Here is a 23,320-nt window from a genome sequence, read left to right as displayed (position 1 = left end):
CTGTTCGCGGCAATCTTCGTTATATCCTCCCTATTTTTTGTGCAATTACATTTAACTTATTGATTTTTAATTTAAATATAAGTTGGCACGTCAATTGCTTTTAATGATCGAACGATGATTATTGGAGCAGATTATGGATCGCGCACTGTTTCTCGCCATGAGTGGCGCAAAGCAAAACATGCAAGCCATGCAATTAAGAGCGAACAATTTAGCAAACGTCAGTACCACGGGGTTCCGTGCTGATTTGGCGCAAGCTCGCTCAATGCAAGCTTATGGCGAAGGGTTACCGAGCCGCGTGTTTAGCATGACAGAACGTCCGGGACATAATTTTGCGCAAGGCAGTGTCATTACCACAGGGCGCGATCTCGATATCACCATTCAAGGTGACGGTTGGATTTCCATGATGGATAAAACCGGCAAAGAGGGGTTAACCCGCAGTGGCAACCTAAGCATTGACCAAAATGGCATGCTCATAAATGGTAGCGGCCATCTAGTGCTAGATGGAACGGGCGCGCCAATCACTCTACCTATTCCATTGAGTAAAGTAGAAATCGGTAATGACGGTACTATTTCCGTTCGTCCGCAAGGCGCTCCAGCCGATGCGATGGAAGTGGTAGGCCGAATTAAACTGGTTCGACCCAATAATCAATCCCTATACAAAGATACGAATGGTTTATTTCGTGCTAAAGATCCTAATGCAGCATTCGAAGCAGATGCTAGCGTAAAGCTATTAAAAGGTGCGCTGGAAGGCAGTAATGTCAATGCGGTGGGTGAGATGACTAGCTTGATTGAGCTACAACGTCAATTTGAAATGCAAGTCAAAATGATGAGCACCGCAGAAGAGATGGACAAATCGTCCGACTCATTACTTCGTATGAGCTGATAAGCGTTAAAGGAGATTACTATGCAACCTGCATTATGGGTAAGTAAAACCGGGCTTGATGCCCAACAAACCAATATTGCCACTATCTCAAACAACCTAGCGAACGCCTCGACTATTGGTTTTAAAAAGGGTCGTGCGGTATTTGAAGATCTGTTTTATCAAAATATTAATCAACCGGGCGGTCAATCTTCGCAAAATACCAAACTGCCAAGCGGTTTGATGCTTGGTGCGGGTTCTAAAGTCGTGGCAACACAAAAAGTGCATACCCACGGCAACGTACAAACCACGACCAATAGCCTCGATATGATGATTGAAGGTGACGGCTTTTTCCAAATCCTGATGCCAGATGGCAATATCGCTTATAGCCGAAATGGTCAATTTACCCTCAACGACGAAGGGGCGATTGTGACGTCCGGTGCTGGATATAATTTAGAGCCGGAAATTGTTATTCCACCTGATGCAATCTCTATTACTGTCGGTAATGATGGTGAAGTGTCAGTTAGGCTTCGTGGCCAGCAAAATAACCAAGTGGTTGGACAAATTACCACGGTTGATTTTATCAACCCAGGCGGTCTAGAGCCGATTGGTCAAAACTTGTATCTACCGACCGGTGCTAGTGGTGATCCACAAGAAGGGGTGCCAGGGCTTGACGGCCTCGGTGATGTTCGTCAATCCATGCTTGAAACCTCTAACGTGAACGTCACAGAAGAGTTGGTCAACATGATTGAAGCGCAACGCGTTTACGAAATGAACTCAAAAGTCATCTCAGCAGTCGATAAGATGATGAGTTTTGTGAACCAACAACTCTAATCATTAACTAAGAGAATGCTGCGATGAAACGTCTATTGAGTCTTGTATTTGTTACTGCTTTGTCTGGTTGCTCGTTAATGCCGCCACCGGTCGATACTCCTGAAGTGGTTCAAGGTACAACCGTGGTGGACGCGGTTGAAGGGGATAAGTCTGCAGAAGAAGGTTCTGGTTTACTGGACTCAATGCGTAAGCGTTCCGATCCCGTAGCCGGTGATCCTGCTTGGGCTCCCATTCATCCAAAACAGAAACCGGAACATTATGCCGCGGAAACTGGTTCACTGTTTAATTTGGCACAAATGAACAGTCTTTATGATGATTCAAAACCGCGTGGCATTGGCGATATTATTACCGTCAATCTTGATGAAAGTACTAAAGCGGCCAAGAGTGCTGATGCGGATCTATCCAAATCCAATGATGCGTCTATGGACCCACTCGCTGTCGGCGGTAAAGATCTCACTGTGGGTGATTACAATTTCTCTTATGCGTTGAAAAATGACAACAAGTTCAATGGCAGTTCTGCAGCCAACCAAAGTAACAGTATTTCTGGTTCGATCACGGTTGAAGTGATTGAAGTACTGGCCAACGGCAACTTAGTCATCCGTGGTGAAAAATGGCTCACACTGAACACTGGCGATGAATACATTCGCTTAAGCGGTACCATTCGTCCCGATGATATCGACTTTGACAACACCATTGCTTCTACTCGTATTTCTAATGCACGCATCCAATATTCAGGCACAGGCACCAATCAAGATATGCAAGAACCTGGATTCTTGGCACGATTCTTTAATGTCTCTCTGTAACGCCGGAGTTCTGGCGTAAAGAAACGTAGAAATTAAGGTACTAGACCATGAAAAAATTCACCCTGCTTGTTTTAAGTCTGTTGCTCATCGCAACCCATGCACAAGCGGCCCGTATCAAAGATGTCTCTCAAGTTGCGGGCGTGCGGAGTAACCAATTAGTGGGTTATGGTCTAGTCACTGGGCTACCGGGAACGGGTGAATCGACACCGTTCACCGACCAAAGTTTTAACGCCATGTTGCAAAATTTCGGCATTCAATTGCCGCCGGGCACTAAACCGAAAACAAAGAACGTTGCCGCCGTGATTGTCACGGCCGAATTGCCGGCGTTTTCCAAGCAAGGTCAAAATGTCGATGTCACCGTTTCTTCGATCGGCTCTGCTAAAAGTTTACGTGGCGGCACTCTAATGCAAACCTTCCTTAAGGGGTTGGATGGTCAAATTTACGCCGTGGCCCAAGGTAATTTAGTGGTCAGTGGTTTTAGTGCCACCGGTGCTGATGGTTCTAAAATTGTCGGCAATAACCCAACGGTTGGTCTGATTTCAGGCGGTGCTATGGTGGAACGCGAAGTACCAACACCTTTTAGCCGTGGCGATTTTATTACCTTCAATTTGCTTGAATCTGACTTCACCACGGCGCAACGTATGGCAGATGCAGTGAATAACTTCTTAGGCCCAGAGATGGCGACCGCGGTTGATGCAACGTCAGTACGTATCCGTGCACCACGAGATGTTGGGCAGCGCGTCGCGTTTCTTTCTGCAATCGAAAATGTTGAGTTTGATCCAGCGGATGGCTCAGCCAAAATCATTGTTAATTCTCGAACGGGAACCATTGTTGTCGGCCAGCATGTGCGCTTAAAACCTGCTGCGGTGACGCACGGTGGTATGACTGTTGCCATTAAAGAGAATTTGAATGTCAGTCAGCCCAATGCGTTAGCGGGTGGTCAGACAGCTGTGGTGCCTAATAGCCAAATAGAAGTGTCTGAAGCACAAGGTAAAATGTTTAAATTTGAACCGGGTTTGACCTTGGATGATTTAGTGCGCGCGGTCAACGAAGTGGGCGCAGCCCCTTCAGATCTGATGGCGATTCTGCAAGCATTGAAACAAGCAGGCGCGATTGAAGGCCAACTGATCATTATCTAGGAGAGGAAGATGATTAATAATCCCAATGATATTGGCTTTATTCATGATATTGCTAGCTTAGATAAGCTACGTCAGCAAGCTAAAACCGGTGATAAAGAAGGCGAGTCAGCGGCGCTCAAGGCCGCAGCCAAACAGTTTGAAGCGATTTTTACCTCAATGTTGTTCAAATCGATGCGCGACGCCAATGCCGATTTTAAATCTGAGATGTTCAACAGCCAAAACGAAGATTTCTATCGACAAATGCTTGATGAACAAATGTCGAGCGAGCTCAGTGCCTCCGGTTCTTTAGGGCTTGCCGATATGATTGTGGCGCAGCTCAGTCAGGCTAACGGCACCTCGAAAAACGATCCAGCAATAACCGACCCGACGCAAGATGGTTTCCAAGAAGCCATGCGCCGTATAGAACGCAGTAACAACCGCCGCCTCTCAACGCAAGAGACGATCGAACCTAGCAAGGTCGAATCGAGTCGATTTGATTCGCCGCAAGCGTTTGTGGCTTCAATGAAACCTTATGCTGAAAAAGCAGCGCGGGCATTAGGTGTTGACTCTTCACTGCTACTTGCTCAAGCGGCATTAGAAACCGGATGGGGACAAAAAGTTGTTCAAAATGCTCGTGGTAGCAGTAATAACTTATTCAACATCAAAGCGGATAAAAGTTGGTTAGGTGAGAAAGTGGCGACGCAAACTCTTGAATATCATGATAATACACCCGTGATGGAAAAAGCGGCGTTCCGTTCTTATGGGAATTATCAAGACAGTTTTAATGACTATGTTCGTTTTCTCAATGACAATCCGCGCTACACCGTGGCGCTGAACCATAATGGCAGCGATGAGTCTTTCATTCGTGGCCTGCACGCTGCTGGTTACGCGACGGACCCGTACTATGCTGAAAAAGTGCTGAGAGTAAAATCTCAAATTGAAGCAATGGAATAACCCCTCTAAAGCCAGCCTTGCTGGCTTTTATCTTTCCTTTATTTTGTCTAATCTCTTCTTTGAAACTCCTTTGGCATACATATTGCAATTACTAACTTAGATATTCAGTAACCACTGATTTGATTAGGTTTTCGGGGGCAGTATGGCGTCGGATCTTCTGAATCTAGGTACCCAAAGTGTACTTACCGCTCAGAGACAACTCAGCACCACAGGTCATAACATTTCTAATGTTAATACAGAAGGTTACAGCCGTCAGTCTGTGATCCAAGGGACCAATACGCCTCGCCAATACGGTGGTGAAACCTACGGTATGGGCGTACATGTGGAAAAAGTTCGCCGCTCATGGGATCAATTTGCCGTTAATGAATTAAACCTATCTACCACCAGCTTTTCTTTTAAGCGTGACGACGAAGAAAATTTAGACATGCTTTCAAAGTTATTGTCGTCAGTGGCCTCGAAAAAAATCCCTGAAAACTTAAACGAATGGTTTGATGCGATTAAAACCCTCGCCGACAGCCCGAATGATGTAGGTGCGCGTAAAGTTGTACTTGAGAAAGCGGATCTGATCACTCAAAACATGAATGATTTTCACGAAAATATTCGCCGCCAATCTGATGCGACCAACAAAGGGCTAGATGTTGCCGTTGAGCGTATTAACCAATTGGCGCTTGAGCTGCGAGATTTACAACGCTTAATGATGCGCACTCCTGGTCCTCACAATGACTTAATGGACCAGCATGAAAAATTGGTGGCTGAGTTGTCTGAATACACCAAGGTCACCGTGACGCCACGTAAAAATGCTGAAGGGTTTAACATCCATATCGGGAGCGGGCACACGCTCGTCTCAGGTACAGAAGCCAGCCAAATGAAGATGGTTGATGGTTATCCTGATGTGAGTCAGCGCCGCTTGGCCATGATTGAAGGCAAAGGGATCAAGACCATTACCACTGAGGATATTGGCGGTAAGTTAAGTGCGCTGTTTACGATGCGAGATAAGCACATTCCTTACCTAATGGATGAACTTGGCCGCATGGCAACATCTTTCTCTTATGAAGTTAACAAGTTGCAATCACAAGGCTTGGACTTACGTGGCAATGTGGGAAGAGCGTTGTTTACGGATGTGAACTCTGAAGTCAATGCCCGCTCGCGAGCGATCATCGCTGGCAATTCAAAAGCCGATATGGCGGTCTATATCGAAGATACTTCAGCGTTGAAAAGTGGTGAATACTCCCTACAGTACAACGGCAGCAATTATACCGTATTAAAGCCAACGGGCGAGCGGGTTAACGTTCCGGTCGTTGGCAGCAGTTTATTTTTAGATGGAATGCGAGTTGAGATTCGCAACGCCCCTCAAGCAGGGGAGCGCATATTGCTGCGTCCAACGCGTAATGGTGCCGCTATTATGAAAATGGCGACCAACGATCCGACAGCCATTGCCGCACAAAGTTATGAAGCCTCCACCACTTTTGCCCAAGGGCAGGCAAAATTTAATATTTTATCGGCAGGTGGGTTGCGTGAATTTGAAGTGGTGATCTCACCAACGGGCGATCAATTTGCGGTCACGGATACCAAAGGCAACGTGCTGCTAGAACCACAGGCCTACCCACCATCGAATTCGATTACTGTGCTTGGTACAACGTTTGAATTGACGGCTGGCGCGCTACCCAATGATAAATTTACGGCAAACCTTGTCCCCTCAGAAGGTGATAACGGCAATTTACGTAAGATGCAGCAAATTCAAACGGAGAAAAAACTCAACGACGGTGAAACGACCGTGCTCGGGGTTTATCACGATCTCAATACTGATTTTGGTTTGCAGCTGGCCACCGCGTCACGCTTAAGTGACGTGGCCAGGCTTGAAAAAGAGTCAGCGCAGGAGCGCATTGCGTCCATTTCCGGAGTCAACCTTGATGAGGAAGCCGCGAACATGATGAAGTTCCAACAAGCTTATATGGCTTCCTCACGCATCATGCAGGTGGCTAATGATACTTTCAACACGATTTTGCAGCTGAGATAGGAGGCGATAAATGTTAACCAGAATATCGAGCTTCCATAACTATCAATCGGTGCAAAACGATATGCGCCGTCAAGAATCAAAGATCCATCATAACCAAGCGCAGCTAGCGTCAGGTAAGAAGTTGCTTTCGGCCAGTGATAGCCCATTAGCCACTCATTACATCCAAAAAGTAGGGCAGCAAGAAGAGCAATTACGCCAATATCTTGATGCAATCGTGCTGGTTCGAAACCGCTTAGAGCATCAAGAAGTAATCATTGCCAATGCGGAAAGCTCGACCGATGAGGCAAAGCGTACTGTTATGGAAATGATTAACGGTTCATTCTCTCCAGAAGATAGAGAAGCGAAAGCGCGTGAGCTGCAAGAGATGTTCAACAACTTAATTGAACTAGCAAATACGCAAGATGAGTCCGGTAACTACATGTTTGCCGGCACCAAGCCGAAGAATCAGCCTTTCTTTAGAGATAATGCCAGTAACGTGACTTATTCCGGCGATGATTATCAGCGCAAAATGCGTATCTCCAACAGCTTAGAGATCCCGTTCAATAATCCGGGTAATAAAGTGTTTATGGAGATTGATAACCCGTTTGGTAACTACGAACCAAACTATCAATTAAACGAAGGTTCAGAGTTACTGCTCGAGCGCGCAACCAATTTAGACTCGAATGATACATCACGCTATACCGTGACGTTTGTTGATATGGCTAACGGCAAATATGGTTACCAATTAGAGAAAGATGGCAGCGTGGTACAGGCCGATGAGTTTGATCCACAAAAAGGCATTCGATATCAAGATCTGACGGTGCACGTAAAAGGGCAAATCTCGAAAGGTGATGTGTTAAGCCTAGAGCCGCGTTCAACCTTTACCTTATTTGATAGCTATAAAGACGCAATTGAGCTCTCGCAGGGCTCCGTATCGGATGCGTCGACGACAGCGAAACTGCATCAAATTACGGAAGAGTTTCATGCCGCCTTTATTCATCTCAATAAAGTGCGTACTGATGTCGGTGCACGCTTGAGCACTTTAGATATTCAACAAGAACAGCATGAAGATTTCAAAATCAGTTTAGCGAAATCAAAAAGTAACTTTGAAGATCTCGATTACGCAGAAGCGGTGATTGAATTTAATGAGAATTCACGTGCGTTGCAGGCTTCACAACTGGCTTTTGGTAAAACGAAAGATTTGACCCTTTTCAACTATATCTAATCTTCAATGCCTTATGTGCTAAGCCATATGCGCGAAGAGTGGAATGTGTTGAAAAATTGGCCTGGAAATTGCTCATCTATTATCGAGAGATAAAGAGGCAATAGAGCGGCAAACGAAAGTGGCAACTCTGTTGCTAACGAGAAAAAACTGGATGCTCACTCACAAAGATAGAATGAATGAATTTCTTCTAAGTGATTAAAAAACAAAGAATATTAATTTTAATATCAGATGTTTTAAAAGTTGGCATACTAATTGAATTGTCTATATCAGAGTTGATACAACAAGTTTTTAAATCGGCAAATAGCGGATTTAGCAAGTTCACGGTCAGTGCTTCCAAATGAGAGTAAAGCTGGCCGCTTCGCAAAAAGCTTGCGAACTCACTAGGAGAGCAAACTATGACCATTACAGTAAATACTAACGTCTCAGCAATGACTGCTCAGCGTTACCTTAATAAAGCGACGGGTGAATTAAATACCTCGATGGAACGTTTATCATCAGGTAATAAAATCAACAGCGCTAAAGATGATGCGGCAGGCTTACAAATTTCAAACCGCTTAACCGCTCAGTCTCGTGGCCTAGATGTGGCAATGCGTAATGCCAACGACGGTATTTCGATTGCTCAGACTGCGGAAGGGGCAATGAATGAGTCGACCAGTATCTTGCAACGTATGCGTGATCTTGCTCTTCAATCAGCAAACGGCACCAACTCGGCGTCAGAGCGACAAGCTTTGAATGAAGAGTCGACCGCCTTGCAAGATGAGTTAAACCGTATTGCAGAAACGACCTCATTCGGTGGACGTAAACTGCTCAACGGTTCGTTCGGTGAAGCATCGTTCCAGATTGGTGCGAGCTCAGGTGAGGCGATCATTATGGGGCTTACCAGCATACGTGCTGATGACTTCCGTATGGGCGGCCAATCGTTCCTTGCAGAGCAAGGAAAGGACAAGGATTGGGGAGTGCCAGCGGGCGCGCGTGATTTGAAATTTGAATTCACCACCCAGGCAGGTGAGCTTGTTACTCTCGATGTGTTAGCCAAAGATGGCGATGATATTGAAGAGCTAGCGACTTACATTAATGGTCAAACCGATAAGCTTAAAGCATCGGTTGATCAAGACGGTAAACTGCAAATTTTTGCCGCAGAACCGAATTTACAAGGTGACCTTGCCATCTCTGGTGGTTTGGCAACCGAACTTGGCCTAAACGGCGGACCGGGCGTTAAGACGACGGTTCAAGATATTGATATCACCTCAGTTGGTGGCTCTCAAAATGCAGTGGGCGTTCTGGATGCTGCGTTGAGATATGTGGATTCACAACGAGCAGAGCTCGGTGCGAAGCAAAACCGTTTAAGCCATAGCATCAACAACTTGGCCAATATCCAAGAGAATGTTGAAGCATCCAACAGTCGAATTAAAGATACAGATTTTGCGAAAGAAACCACGCAAATGACGAAAGCACAGATTCTGCAACAAGCGGGTACCTCGATTCTCGCTCAAGCAAAACAGTTGCCAAATTCTGCAATGTCACTATTGCAGTAATGTTAGGACCCTTCATCCAACAGCTCAGACGTGGGTTAGGTGAAGGAATCCTTGGCAAAGTATGATTATGGCCGAATATAAAGCTCTCTCAAGATGTACCCTGCTTTATAGTCATAGATAATCATACGCCCCGGTCAGTCGGTAATGTGTTCATTTCTCTGATCTCCACATTGGCTCTGGCTACCAACTAGCCCCGGTTCTCTCAAAGGAAAAGGGGCTTTTCTTTATCTATAACTTCTTGCTCTTATCAATGCTCTTCAATCGCCCGTGAAGCCGACCAATCACGTCAAATCTTTAATGCTATTTTTGCATTTCAGCCAGTTTTGCAGCGTTTATCCCACTTTTAATCGATATTGGTTATTTTTTACGAAATCGTCGTTTTCCCGTTAAAGGATTCCTAACCGCAGTCGCTAATAATAGTACTTTGAGAGAACTACTTGGTTTTCCGAGACGTCGGAAACCGTTTGTCTATGACGCTAAGTCGGAAAATCAATAGGAGAACCACTATGGCGGTTAATGTAAACACTAACGTTTCAGCTATGACAGCACAACGCTACCTAAACAGTGCTAGCAATGCGCAACAGTTATCAATGGAACGTTTATCATCAGGCTTCAAAATTAATAACGCAAAAGATGACGCAGCAGGTTTGCAAATCTCTAACCGTTTGAACGTTCAAAGCAGAGGCTTAGATGTTGCCGTGCGCAACGCAAATGATGGCATTTCAATTGCGCAGACAGCTGAAGGTGCAATGAACGAAACCACCAATATTTTGCAACGTATGCGTGACTTATCTCTACAATCGTCAAATGGTTCGAACTCGAAAGCCGACCGCGTAGCGATTCAAGAAGAGATCACCGCGCTGAATGACGAACTCAACCGTATTGCTGAAACTACATCGTTTGGTGGTAATAAGTTGCTCAATGGTACTTTTGAGACGAAATCATTCCAAATCGGTGCGGATAACGGTGAAGCGGTCATGCTAAGCCTAAATAATATGCGCAGCGACAACGCAATGATGGGCGGTAAGAGTTACCAAGCGGCAAATGGACAAGATAAAGATTGGACCGTTAAAGCAGGTGCTAATGACCTTACCATTACGTTGACTGACAAACGTACTGGCGAGCAAACCATCAACCTAAGTGCAAAAGATGGCGATGACATCGAAGAGTTGGCCACTTACATCAATGGTCAAACCGACATGTTAAAAGCTTCTGTTGACGATGAAGGCAAACTGCAAATCTTTACTGATAGCAATCGTATTGATGGCGTAGCAACCTTTGGTGGCAGCTTAGCGGGTGAACTGAGTTTCCAAGCGGCAAAAGATGTGACAGTCGATACCATTGATGTCACCTCTGTAGGTGGTTCGCAAGAATCAGTTGCCATTGTTGATGCGGCACTGCAATTTGTAGACAGCCATCGTGCTCAACTGGGTGCATTCCAAAACCGTTTCAACCATGCGATTAACAACTTAGATAACATCAACGAAAACGTAAATGCTTCTAAGAGCCGAATCAAAGACACTGATTTTGCGAAAGAAACCACTGCCTTGACTAAATCGCAGATCCTTTCTCAAGCATCAAGCTCAGTGTTGGCACAAGCTAAACAAGCGCCTAATGCTGCTCTTGGTTTGCTTGGTTAAGTCGTTAACTTTTAAATTAAAAATCCAGCTTCGGCTGGATTTTTTTATGCCTCACTTTTCACGTGATCAAAGAATGGATCTGAAAAATGAATCAACGGTTAAAACGGGAGGAAAGGATATATTGTTATGAGGCTAATAAAACAAAACCCAGCCTAAGCTGGGTTTGAATTGATGGTGCAGAAGGAGAGACTTGAACTCTCACACCTTGCGGCGCCAGAACCTAAATCTGGTGCGTCTACCAATTTCGCCACTTCCGCAACTTGTACTGTAGATAGATTGAACATTGGTTATTCAAACTATCGTTATAAATGGTGGCTACGACGGGATTCGAACCTGTGACCCCATCATTATGAGTGATGTGCTCTAACCAACTGAGCTACGTAGCCATTTGACAATCTTAAATCATGGTGCGGAAAGAGAGACTTGAACTCTCACACCTTGCGGCGCCAGAACCTAAATCTGGTGCGTCTACCAATTTCGCCATTTCCGCAGCGTATTCTTTAAATAAACCGAATGTTATTAATTCAGCTTATCTTTTTACGGTCAGCTTATCGCTAACCCTACAAATAATGGCAGGGCTACCTGGATTCGAACCAGGGGATGGCGGCATCAAAAGCCGCTGCCTTACCGCTTGGCGATAGCCCTACAAGATGATTGCTCATCTAAATAATGGTGCGGAAGGAGAGACTTGAACTCTCACACCTTACGGCGCCAGAACCTAAATCTGGTGCGTCTACCAATTTCGCCACTTCCGCAACTTATGCTGTAGATAAAACGAGGATTGGTTACTCAATTTATCGTTGTTATGGGTAGCTTATCGCTAACCATATGAAATATGGCAGGGCTACCTGGATTCGAACCAGGGGATGGCGGCATCAAAAGCCGCTGCCTTACCGCTTGGCGATAGCCCTACAAGATGATTGCTCATCTAAATAATGGTGCGGAAGGAGAGACTTGAACTCTCACACCTTACGGCGCCAGAACCTAAATCTGGTGCGTCTACCAATTTCGCCACTTCCGCAACTTATGCTGTAGATAAACTGAGGATTGGTTACTCAATTTATCGTTGTTATGGGTAGCTTATCGCTAGCCATATGAAATATGGCAGGGCTACCTGGATTCGAACCAGGGAATGGCGGCATCAAAAGCCGCTGCCTTACCGCTTGGCGATAGCCCTACAGGATGATTGCTCATCTAAATATGGTGCGGAAAGAGAGACTTGAACTCTCACACCTTGCGGCGCCAGAACCTAAATCTGGTGCGTCTACCAATTTCGCCATTTCCGCAAATTTTTAGTTATCGAGATGGTGCGGAAGGAGAGACTTGAACTCTCACACCTTACGGCGCCAGAACCTAAATCTGGTGCGTCTACCAATTTCGCCACTTCCGCAGCTCGATATCTATGTGTTGCCAACTTTCGCTAACAACTAAATTATGGTGGCTACGACGGGATTTGAACCTGTGACCCCATCATTATGAGTGATGTGCTCTAACCAGCTGAGCTACGTAGCCATCTTTTTGAGCGAGACAATATAATACAATCCACACTCATGTGCCAATGGTTTTTTAAACACTGACCCATTTGAATAATGGCAGGGCTACCTGGATTCGAACCAGGGGATGGCGGCATCAAAAGCCGCTGCCTTACCGCTTGGCGATAGCCCTACAAGATGATTGCTCATCTAAATAATGGTGCGGAAGGAGAGACTTGAACTCTCACACCTTGCGGCGCCAGAACCTAAATCTGGTGCGTCTACCAATTTCGCCACTTCCGCAACTTAACCTGTAGATTCAGTGAATATTGGTATTCATTGAATCGTTGTTATGACCAGTTTATTCGCTAGTCATCTCAATATTGGCAGGGCTACCTGGATTCGAACCAGGGGATGGCGGCATCAAAAGCCGCTGCCTTACCGCTTGGCGATAGCCCTACAAGATGATTGCTCATCTAAATAATGGTGCGGAAAGAGAGACTTGAACTCTCACACCTTGCGGCGCCAGAACCTAAATCTGGTGCGTCTACCAATTTCGCCATTTCCGCAACTTTCCTAAATATTTTTATAAGAAAAACACTTAGGAAATGGTGGCTACGACGGGATTCGAACCTGTGACCCCATCATTATGAGTGATGTGCTCTAACCAACTGAGCTACGTAGCCATTTTTATTCTCTCTTTAAGTTTGCCTTAATGTCGAGAACGGAGCGCATTATGCGGATATGGCTCTAGAGCGTCAATAGTTTTTTTGAATAAATTCTTTGAAACCAACCGTTCGAACTTTTTTTGAACAAAGAGACGTGTTTGTGATCAAAAACGGTTAATAAATCATTAAGCTTATTGATTTTTCCTTGCTTGTCGCTAAGGTTGATTTTGAGAAAAAAACAAAAAAGCCAACAGAATCTGTCGGCTTTAATGGTGTATTAATTGCTGATTAACGAGTTATTTACACGTTGAAGCGGAAGTGGATAACATCGCCATCTTTTACGATGTATTCTTTACCTTCCAAGCGCCATTTGCCCGCTTCTTTGGCTCCATTTTCGCCGCGATATTGAATGAAATCATCATAACCCACAACTTCAGCGCGAATGAAACCACGTTCAAAGTCGGTATGGATTTTACCCGCCGCTTGCGGAGCCGTCGCACCGACCGGAATCGTCCAGGCACGCACTTCTTTTACGCCTGCGGTGAAGTAGGTTTGCAGCGTTAGCAGTTCGTAACCGGTACGAATCACGCGGTTTAGACCGGGTTCTTCAATGCCTAAATCGGCTAAAAACTCGGCGCGATCTTCTTCTTCAAGTTCAGATAGTTCAGCTTCAATGGCTGCGCAAACAGCAACCACAGAATTGTTCTCTTTTTCTGCAAACTCTCTGACAGCATCAAGGTACGGGTTATTTTCAAAGCCATCTTCGCTCACGTTGGCGATATACATGGTTGGTTTCAACGTTAAGAAGTTGAGATAATCTACGGCGGCTAGCTCTTCTTTTGAGAGTTCAACCGTGCGAGCCATACCACCTTCCGTTAATACAGGGAGTAGCTTCTCTAATACGGTGATTTCAAATTTAGCGTCTTTATCGCCACCTTTGGCACGTTTTGCTTGACGTTGAATGGCGCGTTCACAGCTATCAAGGTCGGCAAGGGCAAGCTCTAGATTGATTACTTCAATATCTTCAATTGGCGATACTTTGCCTGCTACGTGAACGATATTTTCGTTCTCGAAGCAGCGAACAACGTGACCAATCGCATCTGTTTCACGGATATTTGCAAGGAATTTGTTGCCTAAACCTTCACCTTTTGACGCGCCAGCCACTAGGCCTGCGATATCGACAAATTCCATTGTCGTCGGAAGGATACGTTGAGGGTTTACAATTTCTGCTAACGCATCGAGACGAAGGTCTGGAACAGGAACCACACCCGTGTTTGGTTCGATAGTGCAAAACGGGAAGTTTGCTGCTTCGATGCCCGCTTTAGTTAGTGCATTAAATAATGTCGATTTACCCACATTTGGTAAACCCACGATGCCACATTTAAAACCCATGACTGTAACCTTATTCAGCTTTGAACGTATGTAAGCGATTTTGTGCTTTAGTTAGACCATCTTTTAGTAAAATGTCGAAGCAACGAACCGATTCGTCAACTGCGGCATCTAAGCACTCTTGCTCTTTGGCGGGTGCTTTACCTAAAACATAGCCTGCTACTTTATCTTTGTGCCCCGGATGGCCGATACCAATCCGCAGGCGGTAGAATTCTTTGTTATTGCCGAGTTTGCTGATGGTGTCTTTAAGGCCATTATGCCCGCCATGACCACCGCCCATTTTGAACTTAGCTACCCCGGGAGGTAAGTCTAGTTCATCATGTGCCACCATGATCTCTTCTGGTTTTATCTGGTAAAACTTGGCGATGGCCGCCACGGCTTTACCGGATAAATTCATAAAAGTTGTTGGGATCAATAAACGCAGATCTTCACCATTAACCACGATACGTCCGGTGAAACCGAAGAATTTGGCTTCGTTTTTCAAGGTGACGTTATGAACTCGGGCTAATTCTTCTACTACCCAAGCGCCGGCATTGTGCCTCGTTTTGGCGTATTCAGGGCCAGGATTCGCTAGCCCGACAAGAAGTTTGATTGGTTGGCTCAAGGTTAGGATCTCTTTGCAATATCAAAAGCGCGGTATGATAGCACACAAAAGGGAAAGGGTGCGAGGCGCTAAAATAACAAAGGAAAAAGCACCTCATTTTTCAATGAAGTGCTTTAAAAGCATTTAAAAATCAGTAAATAAACTGAGTTTTAATTAAACATGGCAGAAATAGACTCTTCGTTGCTAATGCGACGAATCGCTTCAGCAAGCATGCTAGACAAGGTTAACTGTGTCACTTTACCGGTTGCCGCCATCTCTTTAGATAGGGTGATCGAGTCTGTGACGATAACTTGGTCTAGTACTGAGTTTTTGATATTTTTCGCTGCGTTACCTGAGAATACCGCGTGCGTTGCGTAAGCAAACACACGTTTTGCACCACGTTCTTTCAATGCTTCAGCGGCTTTACACAAAGTGCCGCCAGTGTCGATCATGTCATCCACGATCACACAATCGCGCCCATCAACATCGCCAATCAGGTTCATAACTTCAGACACGTTGGCGCGTGGACGACGTTTATCAACGATTGCGATGTCGATATCACCTAATGCTTTTGCAGTCGCACGAGCACGAACCACGCCACCAAGGTCAGGTGAAACCACAACAGGATCTTCTAACCCACGCGCTTTCATATCTTCAAGCAACACTGGCGTACCAAAGATGTTATCTACTGGGACGTCAAAGAAGCCTTGGATTTGTTCTGCGTGAAGGTCGATGGTCAAAACGCGGTCAACACCAACGTTTGAAAGGAAATCTGCAACAACTTTTGCAGTGATCGGTACACGAGCAGAGCGCACTCGGCGGTCTTGACGGGCATAACCAAAATATGGGATGACAGCAGTAATACGGCCTGCTGAAGCACGGCGCATTGCATCAATCATCACTACTAATTCCATTAAGTTGTCATTAGTAGGAGCACAAGTAGATTGAATAATAAATACATCGCTACCACGAACATTTTCGTTGATTTGCACTGCAACTTCACCGTCGGAGAAACGAGAAACAGTAGCATCACCAAGAGAGATGTATAGACGTTCAGCAATACGTTGGGCTAGTTCAGGTGTGGCGTTACCAGCAAATAGCTTCATATCAGGCACGGTGGAAACCTCAGGGTTGCGTCCAGTTTTTAAATAGGTCGGGTGTTGGCGAATTGGTATTCAGCCAGAGTCTTTTTCAGTGGCGAAATGTTACACCCTAAGGCGACAAACGCGAAGACTGTGTCAGGGAGCTTGGCAAGGACAGCTTCCGCTTCTACTTTGCTAGAAAATTCGGCAAAAACGCAAGATCCCGTCCCAGTCAATCTTGACGGCGCGTATTGTAGCAGCCATGAAAGTTGCTTATCAACCTCTGGGTACAGCATTCGGACAATTTTTTCGCAATCGTTTTCGTAAGGGTGTTCGAGAAGCGTTGCTAGCGCTCGTTTTGGCGTGTTCCTTATCAATTGGGGATGAGTGAAAATATCTTTCGTTGCAATGCTCACATTAGGCCGAACCACCAAATACCATTTTTGCTTTGGTTCGGTTTGGGTCAGTTTTTCACCTACGCCTTCAGCAAATGCGGCAAAGCCATGGACAAAAACGGGAACATCCGCCCCGAGTGTTAAACCGAGCGTAGCGAGTTCTTGCTGTGTTAGATTGGTTTGCCATAAGTAGTTCAGTGCAACAAGCACGGTTGCAGCATTGGAAGAGCCGCCACCGATGCCACCGCCCATTGGCAAAACTTTATTTAATTCAATGCTCGCGCCATAGCGGCATCCACTTGCCTTTTGTAAGGCGATGGCCGCTTTCCAAATCAAGTTGTCTTGTAGCGCAACGCCAGCAATGGCTGGTGTGAGAGTTATTGCGCCAGACTGATTGGCAGTAATGGTTAACTCATCACCAAAATCGAGAAATTGAAACAGTGTCTGTAATTCATGATACCCGTCGGCTCTTTGCCCTGTGATGTACAGAAACAGGTTGAGCTTAGCGGGTGATGGCCAGTGGGTTGGGGTACAAATCATGGCGTTAGGGTCCACTTTGAAATGACGAGGTTTAATGAAACTTGATCTTGAGTCAGCTTCAGTTTGGCCGGAAGTGGCACTGAAGTGGAAGAAGCGGATGTTGAGACGAAGGGATAAGCTTGGTAGTTCAAATATTCCAAGTGCCAGCGGCTAAGCCCTAGCTGTTTATCTAACGATGCCAACAAATTATTTTGATTCAATTGAAAACCATCCGCCTCGGTTGGTAGCCCAAGCAGCCAATCTTGTAGCTGCTCAATGGGGATCGATAACCCAGTTAACTCGTAAACTAAAGCATCCGCATTCTGCGCATCGATAATTTGATCATCATACGTTTTGACCTGGGCGCCCTGAGGCGAGATGGAGAGATTTAAAACGGTCTGACCTAAAAATGTTGAGAGACGAAGCTGGCTATGGTCGGCGTTTTTTTGCCAATGAAAATTGAGGGATTGGCGCTGTTGTGGTGATATATAGCCGAGTTTTCCGCTGGCTTGGTACTCGCGGATCGTTTGCAATTGCTGTTGGTGTTGCTGCCAGCCGACGCTCTCGACCCTTGTTGAGGGTAAGTTTGTGCAACCAAAGAGTGTCAGCAGAGTGAGGAGAGTTAAAATCAGTCTATTTGCGCGTGTCATATCTGCCCATTATTTACACAGTGAAGGCCGTAAAAACGCCTCACTATATCATTGATATCACGAAGTCGGGAAAACAAATCCCTGTTGCCCTTTCATTAAAACAGGGCATCAAGTAAAATTCTGCTCCTATTTACATTTCCTGAACCGAGAAACCTCTATAGATGTCCTTGCTTGCTATTGGAATAAATCACAATACAGCGTCGGTAGAACTGCGAGAGAAAGTGGCGTTTGGTCCTGATAAATTATCAGAAGCCTTGCGACAACTTGCGTCCAGTTCCAGCGTTCAAGGTAGCGTTATTGTCTCTACCTGTAATCGCACGGAAATTTATTGTGATGTAAAATCGTCGAGCAAAAGTAAGTTAATCGATTGGTTGTCTCAGTTCCATCATGTGAATCCTGAAGATCTTAAACCGAGTTTGTATGTACATGAAGAACAAGCCGCTATTCGTCATTTGATGCGAGTGGCTTGTGGGCTGGATTCACTGGTATTGGGTGAGCCGCAGATTTTAGGGCAGGTGAAGCAAGCCTATGCGGATGCTCGCGAGCATAACGCGGCTGATTCAGCGATTGAAAAACTGTTTCAAAAAGCATTCTCGGTAGCTAAACGTGTGCGCACCGAAACCGAAATAGGCGGCAGTGCGGTATCTGTGGCTTATGCTGCTTGTACGTTGGCAAAGCAGATCTTTGAATCACTCTCTGATTCAACGGTAATGTTGGTTGGGGCGGGTGAAACCATCGAACTGGTTGCGAAGCATTTAGCCAGCCATCGATGTAAACGCATGATAGTTGCCAACCGAACCCGCGAGCGAGCGATGGGGCTTGCACAGCAGTTTGACGCTGAAGTGATTGCACTCAATGAGATACCTGACTATCTCGCTCACGCGGATATCGTCATCAGTTCAACCGCCAGCCCACTGCCGATTATTGGCAAAGGGATGGTAGAAAGTGCGATTAAAGTGCGCCGCCATCAACCCATTTTACTGATTGATATTGCCGTGCCTCGTGATATTGAATCGCAGGTCGGGGATTTAAACGATGCCTATCTGTATACGGTTGATGATCTTCAGTCAATTGTAGACAGCAATATGGAACAGCGTAAAGTTGAAGCCATTCAAGCTGAAGCGATTGTCAGTGAAGAGAGCGCAGCCTTTATGAGCTGGATGCGCTCCTTGCAAGCGGTAGACAGCATCCGAGAATACCGTCAATCGGCCAACGAAATTCGTCAAGAATTGCTCAGTAAAAGCTTGCAGGCACTGGCTGCAGGGGGCGATCCTGAAAAAGTGTTACTTGAGTTAAGTAACAAACTCACCAATCGATTGATCCACACACCAACCCGAGCATTGCAAAGCGCTGCAGAGTTAGGTGAACCGGCTAAATTGGCCGTTATTAGACAAAGTTTGGGTCTTGACGACCCTCGATAATATCCGTCACTCCGAATTAAAGAAGAAACTATGAAAGCGTCGATTTTAGTTAAGCTTGAATCCCTTGTTGAGCGTTACGAAGAGGTTCAGCGCCTGCTTGGCGAGCCTACCGTAATTAGTGATCAAAACAAATTCCGTACTTTGTCAAAAGAGTACTCTCAGCTTGAGGAAGTAACTAAATGCTTCCAAGCTTACCAACAAGCGCAAGAGGATTTGGTTGCCGCAGAAGAGATGACCAAAGAAGAAGACGCCGAGATGCGTGAGATGGCTCAAGAGGAAATCAAAATAGCCAAAGCGACGATTGAACGTCTCACTGATGAATTGCAAATTCTGTTGCTACCAAAAGATCCGAACGATGATCGCAACTGCTTCTTAGAAATTCGTGCAGGGGCGGGCGGTGATGAGGCGGGTATTTTTGCTGGCGATCTGTTCCGTATGTATAGCCGTTATGCTGAGAAGATGAGCTGGCGTATCGAAATTATGTCCGCTAGTTATGCTGAGCATGGCGGCTATAAAGAAGTGATTGCTAAAGTGAGTGGTGATGGCGCTTACGGTGTGCTTAAGTTTGAATCAGGCGGTCACCGCGTACAGCGTGTTCCGGCCACGGAATCTCAAGGTCGTGTGCATACTTCCGCTTGTACCGTCGCGATCATGCCCGAAATTCCTGAAGCAGAAATTCCAGAAATTAAAGCTAGCGATCTGAAAATTGACACTTTCCGCTCATCGGGCGCGGGTGGTCAGCACGTAAACACCACCGACTCTGCGATCCGTATTACCCACTTACCAACAGGCACGGTAGTTGAGTGTCAGGACGAGCGTTCACAGCACAAAAACAAAGCCAAAGCGATGGCCGTATTGGCCGCTCGTATTGCACAAGCGGAAGAAGCGAAGCGCGCAGCCGAAGTGTCCGATACTCGTCGTAACCTACTGGGTTCTGGTGATCGTAGCGACCGTATTCGTACTTACAACTATCCGCAAGGTCGCGTTTCCGATCATCGTATTAACTTAACCATCTATCGTCTTAATGAAGTGATGGAAGGGGATCTGCAAAGCTTGATTGATCCAATCATTCAAGAATATCAAGCAGACCAACTTGCCGCTCTTGCCGATCAACACTGATCCCATGACGTTATCTCGTATTGATGATGCGTTGAAAGCCGCGATTGCTCAACTCCAAGAAGGCGGCAGTGATTCGCCTTCTGTGGATGCAGCGGTGCTGCTTTGCCATGTACTGGATAAACCACGTTCTTATCTGCTGACTTGGCCTGAAAAGACCTTAAGCGAAACGCAGTCGCGGCAATTTTGCTCGCTGATTACGCGTCGAGTGACGGGGGAGCCTGTGGCCTATTTGGTTGGGGAACGTGAGTTTTGGTCGTTGCCACTGAAAGTTTCGCCTTCGACATTAATTCCTCGGCCGGATACTGAACGTTTGGTTGAAATTGCGTTAGAAAAAAGCCAGCAGACGCAAGGGGATATTTTGGACTTAGGCACAGGAACTGGCGCAATCGCATTAGCGCTAGCGTCCGAGCTACCTGAACGTCATGTGGTTGGTATTGACTTACGCCCAGAAGCGCAAGCCTTAGCGTTGGAAAACGCGCAGCGTTTAACTATTACCAATGTCACATTTTTACAAGGCAGTTGGTTTGAACCTTTAAAGCTCGGTACAAAGTTTGCTTTAATTGTCTCCAATCCACCGTATATTGAAGAAAATGATCCCCATCTCACGCAGGGGGATGTACGTTTTGAGCCTTTAAGTGCGCTGGTGGCCAAAGACAAAGGCTTGGCTGACATTAAACACATTGCAGAGAATGCGCGACACTATTTGCAGCAACAAGGCTGGCTGCTGTTTGAACATGGTTATGATCAAGGGGCGGCAGTCAGAGCGTTATTTGAGTCACTCGGCTATCACCACGTAGTGACAGAAAAGGATTATGCGGGTAATGACCGAGTGACACTGGGTCAATATTCGCACTCAGAAGAGAGAGCATCATGTACGAAGGATTAAAACATTTTCATCTACTGACCATTGCGATCAGTGCACTATTGTTGTCGGTACGTTATGCCTTGATGATGATGGATTCCAAATGGCTGCAACACCCTTTTTTGAAACGTTTTCCTCATATTAACGATTCGTTGTTGTTGTTATCGGGTATCGCGTTGATTGTGATGTCTGGTTTTATCCCATTTACCCCAGCCGCACCTTGGTTAACTGAGAAGCTGACTTGTGTGATGGCGTACATTGCGCTGGGCTTCTTTGCGCTCAAACTGGGTCGGAATAAGCTGTTACGTACCTTTGCTTTTTTGGGCGCATTAGGTTGGCTTGCTATGGCGGGAAAAATCGCCATCGTAAAAACGGCTATGTTTTTAGGCTAACAGCATCCGAGCGGCATTATGTTTGAATGGTTCGATGAAGATTTTGATGCAATGGAATTGGTGGAAGGGGCGCTGATCTTAAACAAGGCCGTCAATCCTGAAACTGAGGATGAATGGGCACGCCAAGAGTTGGCCCGTTTGCTTACACAAGCAAAACACGAGTTAGCTAATGAACAGGATGAAAAACAGCGTTTCGAAGCGTTGTTGCGTCTGTTTTACCAACAATGGGGTTTTCGCGGTGACAGAGAGGCTTATTTTGATTCACGTAATGCCTTCATCGATAAAGTATTGCAGCACCGCAAAGGTATTCCCGTCAGTTTAGGTGCGCTGTTGCTCTATTTTGCGCGCAAGCTAGGCTTTCCTTTACAAGGTATTACCTTTCCCACACAGTTTTTATTGCAGTTGCATTGGTGCGATGAATCACCGATTTATATTAACCCTTTTACTGGTGAAACCGTCTCATTACATATACTACAAGCGTGGTTAGTTGGGCATAAAGGGGTCTTGTCTAAGCTGAAATCGAGTCATTTGGAAGTGACAGATAATCCGACGGTGATCGGTCGTTGGTTGGCTCTACTAAAGAGCGCACTATTAAGAGAAGAGCGTTATACCTTAGCGCTGCGTTGTACTGATTTAGCGCTGACTTTTGTTCCTGATGATCCGTATGAGATCCGCGATCGCGGATTTATCTATCAGCAACTGGATTGTCACCAAATTGCCTTATCCGATTATCAATACTTTATTGATCATTGTCCGAATGATCCGGCGGCTGAGTTATTAAAAAATCAAGTTAATGCATTAAGCTTTGAAGCTATTACGCTGCATTAACCGCTAAATGAGAGAGAATAAAATGGAACAAAAAATCGTCCACGTGGGTGATATTCCCGTTGCTAACGACAAACCGTTTACTCTGTTTGCTGGAATGAACGTCCTTGAATCCCGTGATTTAGCGATGCAAATCTGTGAGCATTACGTGAAAGTGACCGATAAACTCGGCATCCCTTATGTGTTTAAAGCTTCTTTTGATAAAGCAAACCGCAGCTCTGTTCACTCTTATCGTGGCCCCGGCTTGGAAGAGGGAATGAAAATTTTCCAAGAGCTAAAAGAGACCTTTGGCGTCAAAATCATCACTGACGTGCACACAGAAGCTCAAGCTCAGCCTGTGTCTGAGGTGGTTGATGTGATTCAACTGCCAGCGTTTCTTGCTCGTCAAACTGACCTTGTCGAAGCGATGGCGAAAACAGGTGCAGTGATCAACGTGAAAAAACCACAATTTATGAGCCCTGGTCAAGTGGGCAATATCGTGGAAAAATTTGCAGAGTGCGGCAACGACAAAGTGATTTTATGTGAACGTGGTGCTTGCCATGGCTATGATAATCTGGTCGTTGATATGTTGGGTTTTGGTGTGATGAAAAAAGTATCAAACGGCAGCCCAATTATTTTTGATGTGACCCACTCACTGCAAATGCGCGACCCTTCTGGCGCAGCTTCTGGTGGGCGTCGTGAACAGACAGTTGAGTTAGCAAAATCAGGTCTTGCTGCCGGGATTGCGGGCCTTTTTATTGAAGCGCATCCAAACCCAGATAAAGCGCGTTGCGATGGTCCATCGGCACTGCCTTTGGATAAACTTGAACCTTTCCTTGCACAAATGAAAGCGTTAGATGATTTGATCAAGAGCTTTGCTCATATCGATATCCGCTGATTTTTTGTTGGATCTATCACTCATGATTTGGCCACCGCAAGGTGGTCAAATTTTATCGAATGTTTCCCAAACCTGTTTATCTTGTCTAAGTGCTCACTTTTC

20 protein-coding genes and 16 tRNA genes are annotated in these 23,320 nt (G+C 45.7%); 15 read left to right on the top strand and 21 right to left on the bottom strand.

What is annotated here, in order from left to right; genetic code table 11:
* Window positions 1-133 precede the first annotated feature (133 nt).
* The 9 genes from flgF (at window position 134) to AACQ79_RS06045 (ending at window position 10,964) form a co-directional block, all read left to right on the top strand.
* Window positions 134-883, top strand: a complete 750-nt coding sequence (gene flgF, locus AACQ79_RS06085; RefSeq protein WP_026027903.1) for a flagellar basal-body rod protein FlgF — start codon at window positions 134-136, stop codon at window positions 881-883.
* 21 nt (window positions 884-904) lie between these two features.
* A complete protein-coding gene (gene flgG / locus AACQ79_RS06080; protein ID WP_010319379.1) occupies window positions 905-1,693 on the top strand; it encodes a flagellar basal-body rod protein FlgG in 789 nt (262 codons plus the stop codon).
* Window positions 1,694-1,716: 23 nt separating this feature from the next.
* Window positions 1,717-2,496, top strand: coding sequence for a flagellar basal body L-ring protein FlgH (gene flgH, locus AACQ79_RS06075; protein ID WP_013856255.1), 780 nt, complete (start codon window positions 1,717-1,719; stop codon window positions 2,494-2,496).
* A gap of 47 nt (window positions 2,497-2,543) precedes the next feature.
* A complete protein-coding gene (locus AACQ79_RS06070; protein WP_094145416.1) occupies window positions 2,544-3,635 on the top strand; it encodes a flagellar basal body P-ring protein FlgI in 1,092 nt (363 codons plus the stop codon).
* A gap of 9 nt (window positions 3,636-3,644) precedes the next feature.
* Window positions 3,645-4,568: a flagellar assembly peptidoglycan hydrolase FlgJ gene (gene flgJ / locus AACQ79_RS06065; protein ID WP_013856257.1), complete on the top strand. Its 924-nt coding sequence runs from the start codon at window positions 3,645-3,647 to the stop codon at window positions 4,566-4,568.
* Between the two features lie 142 nt (window positions 4,569-4,710).
* Window positions 4,711-6,585 (top strand): flagellar hook-associated protein FlgK, encoded by a 1,875-nt coding sequence (gene flgK / locus AACQ79_RS06060; RefSeq protein WP_017045945.1) that lies wholly within the window; start codon window positions 4,711-4,713, stop codon window positions 6,583-6,585.
* Between the two features lie 10 nt (window positions 6,586-6,595).
* Window positions 6,596-7,789: a flagellar hook-associated protein FlgL gene (gene flgL / locus AACQ79_RS06055; RefSeq protein ID WP_013856259.1), complete on the top strand. Its 1,194-nt coding sequence runs from the start codon at window positions 6,596-6,598 to the stop codon at window positions 7,787-7,789.
* A 395-nt stretch (window positions 7,790-8,184) separates the two neighbouring features.
* Complete coding sequence (locus AACQ79_RS06050) at window positions 8,185-9,324, top strand: flagellin (RefSeq protein WP_017047296.1); 1,140 nt, start codon at window positions 8,185-8,187, stop codon at window positions 9,322-9,324.
* Window positions 9,325-9,830: 506 nt separating this feature from the next.
* A complete protein-coding gene (locus tag AACQ79_RS06045; RefSeq protein ID WP_026029038.1) occupies window positions 9,831-10,964 on the top strand; it encodes a flagellin in 1,134 nt (377 codons plus the stop codon).
* Between the two features lie 172 nt (window positions 10,965-11,136).
* Here the strand turns inward: AACQ79_RS06045 and AACQ79_RS06040 are convergent.
* The 21 genes from AACQ79_RS06040 to lolB form a co-directional block, all read right to left on the bottom strand.
* Window positions 11,137-11,221: transfer RNA gene (locus AACQ79_RS06040), tRNA-Leu, on the bottom strand.
* Window positions 11,222-11,273: 52 nt separating this feature from the next.
* Window positions 11,274-11,350 (bottom strand) — tRNA-Met (locus tag AACQ79_RS06035).
* Window positions 11,351-11,369: 19 nt separating this feature from the next.
* Window positions 11,370-11,454 (bottom strand) — tRNA-Leu (locus AACQ79_RS06030).
* A gap of 80 nt (window positions 11,455-11,534) precedes the next feature.
* Window positions 11,535-11,609, bottom strand: a tRNA-Gln gene (locus AACQ79_RS06025).
* Window positions 11,610-11,634: 25 nt separating this feature from the next.
* Window positions 11,635-11,719, bottom strand: a tRNA-Leu gene (locus AACQ79_RS06020).
* 81 nt (window positions 11,720-11,800) lie between these two features.
* Window positions 11,801-11,875, bottom strand: a tRNA-Gln gene (locus tag AACQ79_RS06015).
* Between the two features lie 25 nt (window positions 11,876-11,900).
* Window positions 11,901-11,985: transfer RNA gene (locus AACQ79_RS06010), tRNA-Leu, on the bottom strand.
* 81 nt (window positions 11,986-12,066) lie between these two features.
* Window positions 12,067-12,141: transfer RNA gene (locus tag AACQ79_RS06005), tRNA-Gln, on the bottom strand.
* A 24-nt stretch (window positions 12,142-12,165) separates the two neighbouring features.
* Window positions 12,166-12,250 (bottom strand) — tRNA-Leu (locus AACQ79_RS06000).
* Window positions 12,251-12,269: 19 nt separating this feature from the next.
* Window positions 12,270-12,354 (bottom strand) — tRNA-Leu (locus AACQ79_RS05995).
* A 45-nt stretch (window positions 12,355-12,399) separates the two neighbouring features.
* Window positions 12,400-12,476 (bottom strand) — tRNA-Met (locus AACQ79_RS05990).
* A gap of 78 nt (window positions 12,477-12,554) precedes the next feature.
* Window positions 12,555-12,629 (bottom strand) — tRNA-Gln (locus AACQ79_RS05985).
* A 25-nt stretch (window positions 12,630-12,654) separates the two neighbouring features.
* Window positions 12,655-12,739 (bottom strand) — tRNA-Leu (locus AACQ79_RS05980).
* 81 nt (window positions 12,740-12,820) lie between these two features.
* A tRNA-Gln gene (locus tag AACQ79_RS05975) sits at window positions 12,821-12,895 on the bottom strand.
* Between the two features lie 25 nt (window positions 12,896-12,920).
* A tRNA-Leu gene (locus AACQ79_RS05970) sits at window positions 12,921-13,005 on the bottom strand.
* A 40-nt stretch (window positions 13,006-13,045) separates the two neighbouring features.
* Window positions 13,046-13,122: transfer RNA gene (locus AACQ79_RS05965), tRNA-Met, on the bottom strand.
* Window positions 13,123-13,404: 282 nt separating this feature from the next.
* Window positions 13,405-14,496 (bottom strand): redox-regulated ATPase YchF, encoded by a 1,092-nt coding sequence (ychF, locus tag AACQ79_RS05960; protein ID WP_013857965.1) that lies wholly within the window; start codon window positions 14,494-14,496, stop codon window positions 13,405-13,407.
* Between the two features lie 10 nt (window positions 14,497-14,506).
* Entirely contained in the window at window positions 14,507-15,097 is a 591-nt protein-coding gene (pth, locus tag AACQ79_RS05955) for an aminoacyl-tRNA hydrolase (protein WP_013856262.1), read from the bottom strand.
* A gap of 149 nt (window positions 15,098-15,246) precedes the next feature.
* On the bottom strand, window positions 15,247-16,191 hold the full coding sequence (locus tag AACQ79_RS05950) for a ribose-phosphate pyrophosphokinase (protein ID WP_010320509.1): 945 nt from the start codon (window positions 16,189-16,191) through the stop codon (window positions 15,247-15,249).
* Window positions 16,192-16,220: 29 nt separating this feature from the next.
* Entirely contained in the window at window positions 16,221-17,093 is an 873-nt protein-coding gene (ispE, locus tag AACQ79_RS05945) for a 4-(cytidine 5'-diphospho)-2-C-methyl-D-erythritol kinase (RefSeq protein ID WP_170898764.1), read from the bottom strand.
* Window positions 17,090-17,722 (bottom strand): lipoprotein insertase outer membrane protein LolB, encoded by a 633-nt coding sequence (gene lolB / locus AACQ79_RS05940; protein WP_017045762.1) that lies wholly within the window; start codon window positions 17,720-17,722, stop codon window positions 17,090-17,092. Before lolB ends, ispE begins: the two co-directional genes overlap by 4 nt.
* A gap of 161 nt (window positions 17,723-17,883) precedes the next feature.
* Between lolB and hemA the strand changes: the two genes are divergently transcribed.
* Genes hemA through kdsA form a run of 6 tightly spaced genes read left to right on the top strand, consistent with a single transcriptional unit; the run spans window position 17,884 to window position 23,218 of the window.
* On the top strand, window positions 17,884-19,143 hold the full coding sequence (gene hemA, locus AACQ79_RS05935) for a glutamyl-tRNA reductase (RefSeq protein ID WP_115339219.1): 1,260 nt from the start codon (window positions 17,884-17,886) through the stop codon (window positions 19,141-19,143).
* Window positions 19,144-19,173: 30 nt separating this feature from the next.
* Window positions 19,174-20,262 carry a peptide chain release factor 1 gene (gene prfA, locus AACQ79_RS05930; protein ID WP_013856266.1) on the top strand — a complete coding sequence of 363 codons (1,089 nt, stop codon included), beginning with the start codon at window positions 19,174-19,176 and terminating at the stop codon, window positions 20,260-20,262.
* Between the two features lie 4 nt (window positions 20,263-20,266).
* Entirely contained in the window at window positions 20,267-21,148 is an 882-nt protein-coding gene (gene prmC / locus AACQ79_RS05925) for a peptide chain release factor N(5)-glutamine methyltransferase (RefSeq protein ID WP_017045760.1), read from the top strand.
* Window positions 21,133-21,516, top strand: a complete 384-nt coding sequence (locus tag AACQ79_RS05920; RefSeq protein WP_013856268.1) for a SirB2 family protein — start codon at window positions 21,133-21,135, stop codon at window positions 21,514-21,516. Before prmC ends, AACQ79_RS05920 begins: the two co-directional genes overlap by 16 nt.
* An 18-nt stretch (window positions 21,517-21,534) precedes the next feature.
* Window positions 21,535-22,344 (top strand): SirB1 family protein, encoded by an 810-nt coding sequence (locus tag AACQ79_RS05915; protein WP_170898761.1) that lies wholly within the window; start codon window positions 21,535-21,537, stop codon window positions 22,342-22,344.
* Window positions 22,345-22,366: 22 nt separating this feature from the next.
* Window positions 22,367-23,218 carry a 3-deoxy-8-phosphooctulonate synthase gene (kdsA, locus tag AACQ79_RS05910; RefSeq protein WP_026028071.1) on the top strand — a complete coding sequence of 284 codons (852 nt, stop codon included), beginning with the start codon at window positions 22,367-22,369 and terminating at the stop codon, window positions 23,216-23,218.
* Window positions 23,219-23,320 lie beyond the last annotated feature (102 nt).

It is taken from the genome of Vibrio sp. 3-2(1) (assembly GCF_963887575.1).
Taxonomy (GTDB): Bacteria; Pseudomonadota; Gammaproteobacteria; order Enterobacterales; family Vibrionaceae; genus Vibrio; species Vibrio anguillarum.
The sequence above is the reverse complement of the archived record's forward strand: the minus strand, read 5'-3'. Positions and strand labels throughout refer to the sequence as shown.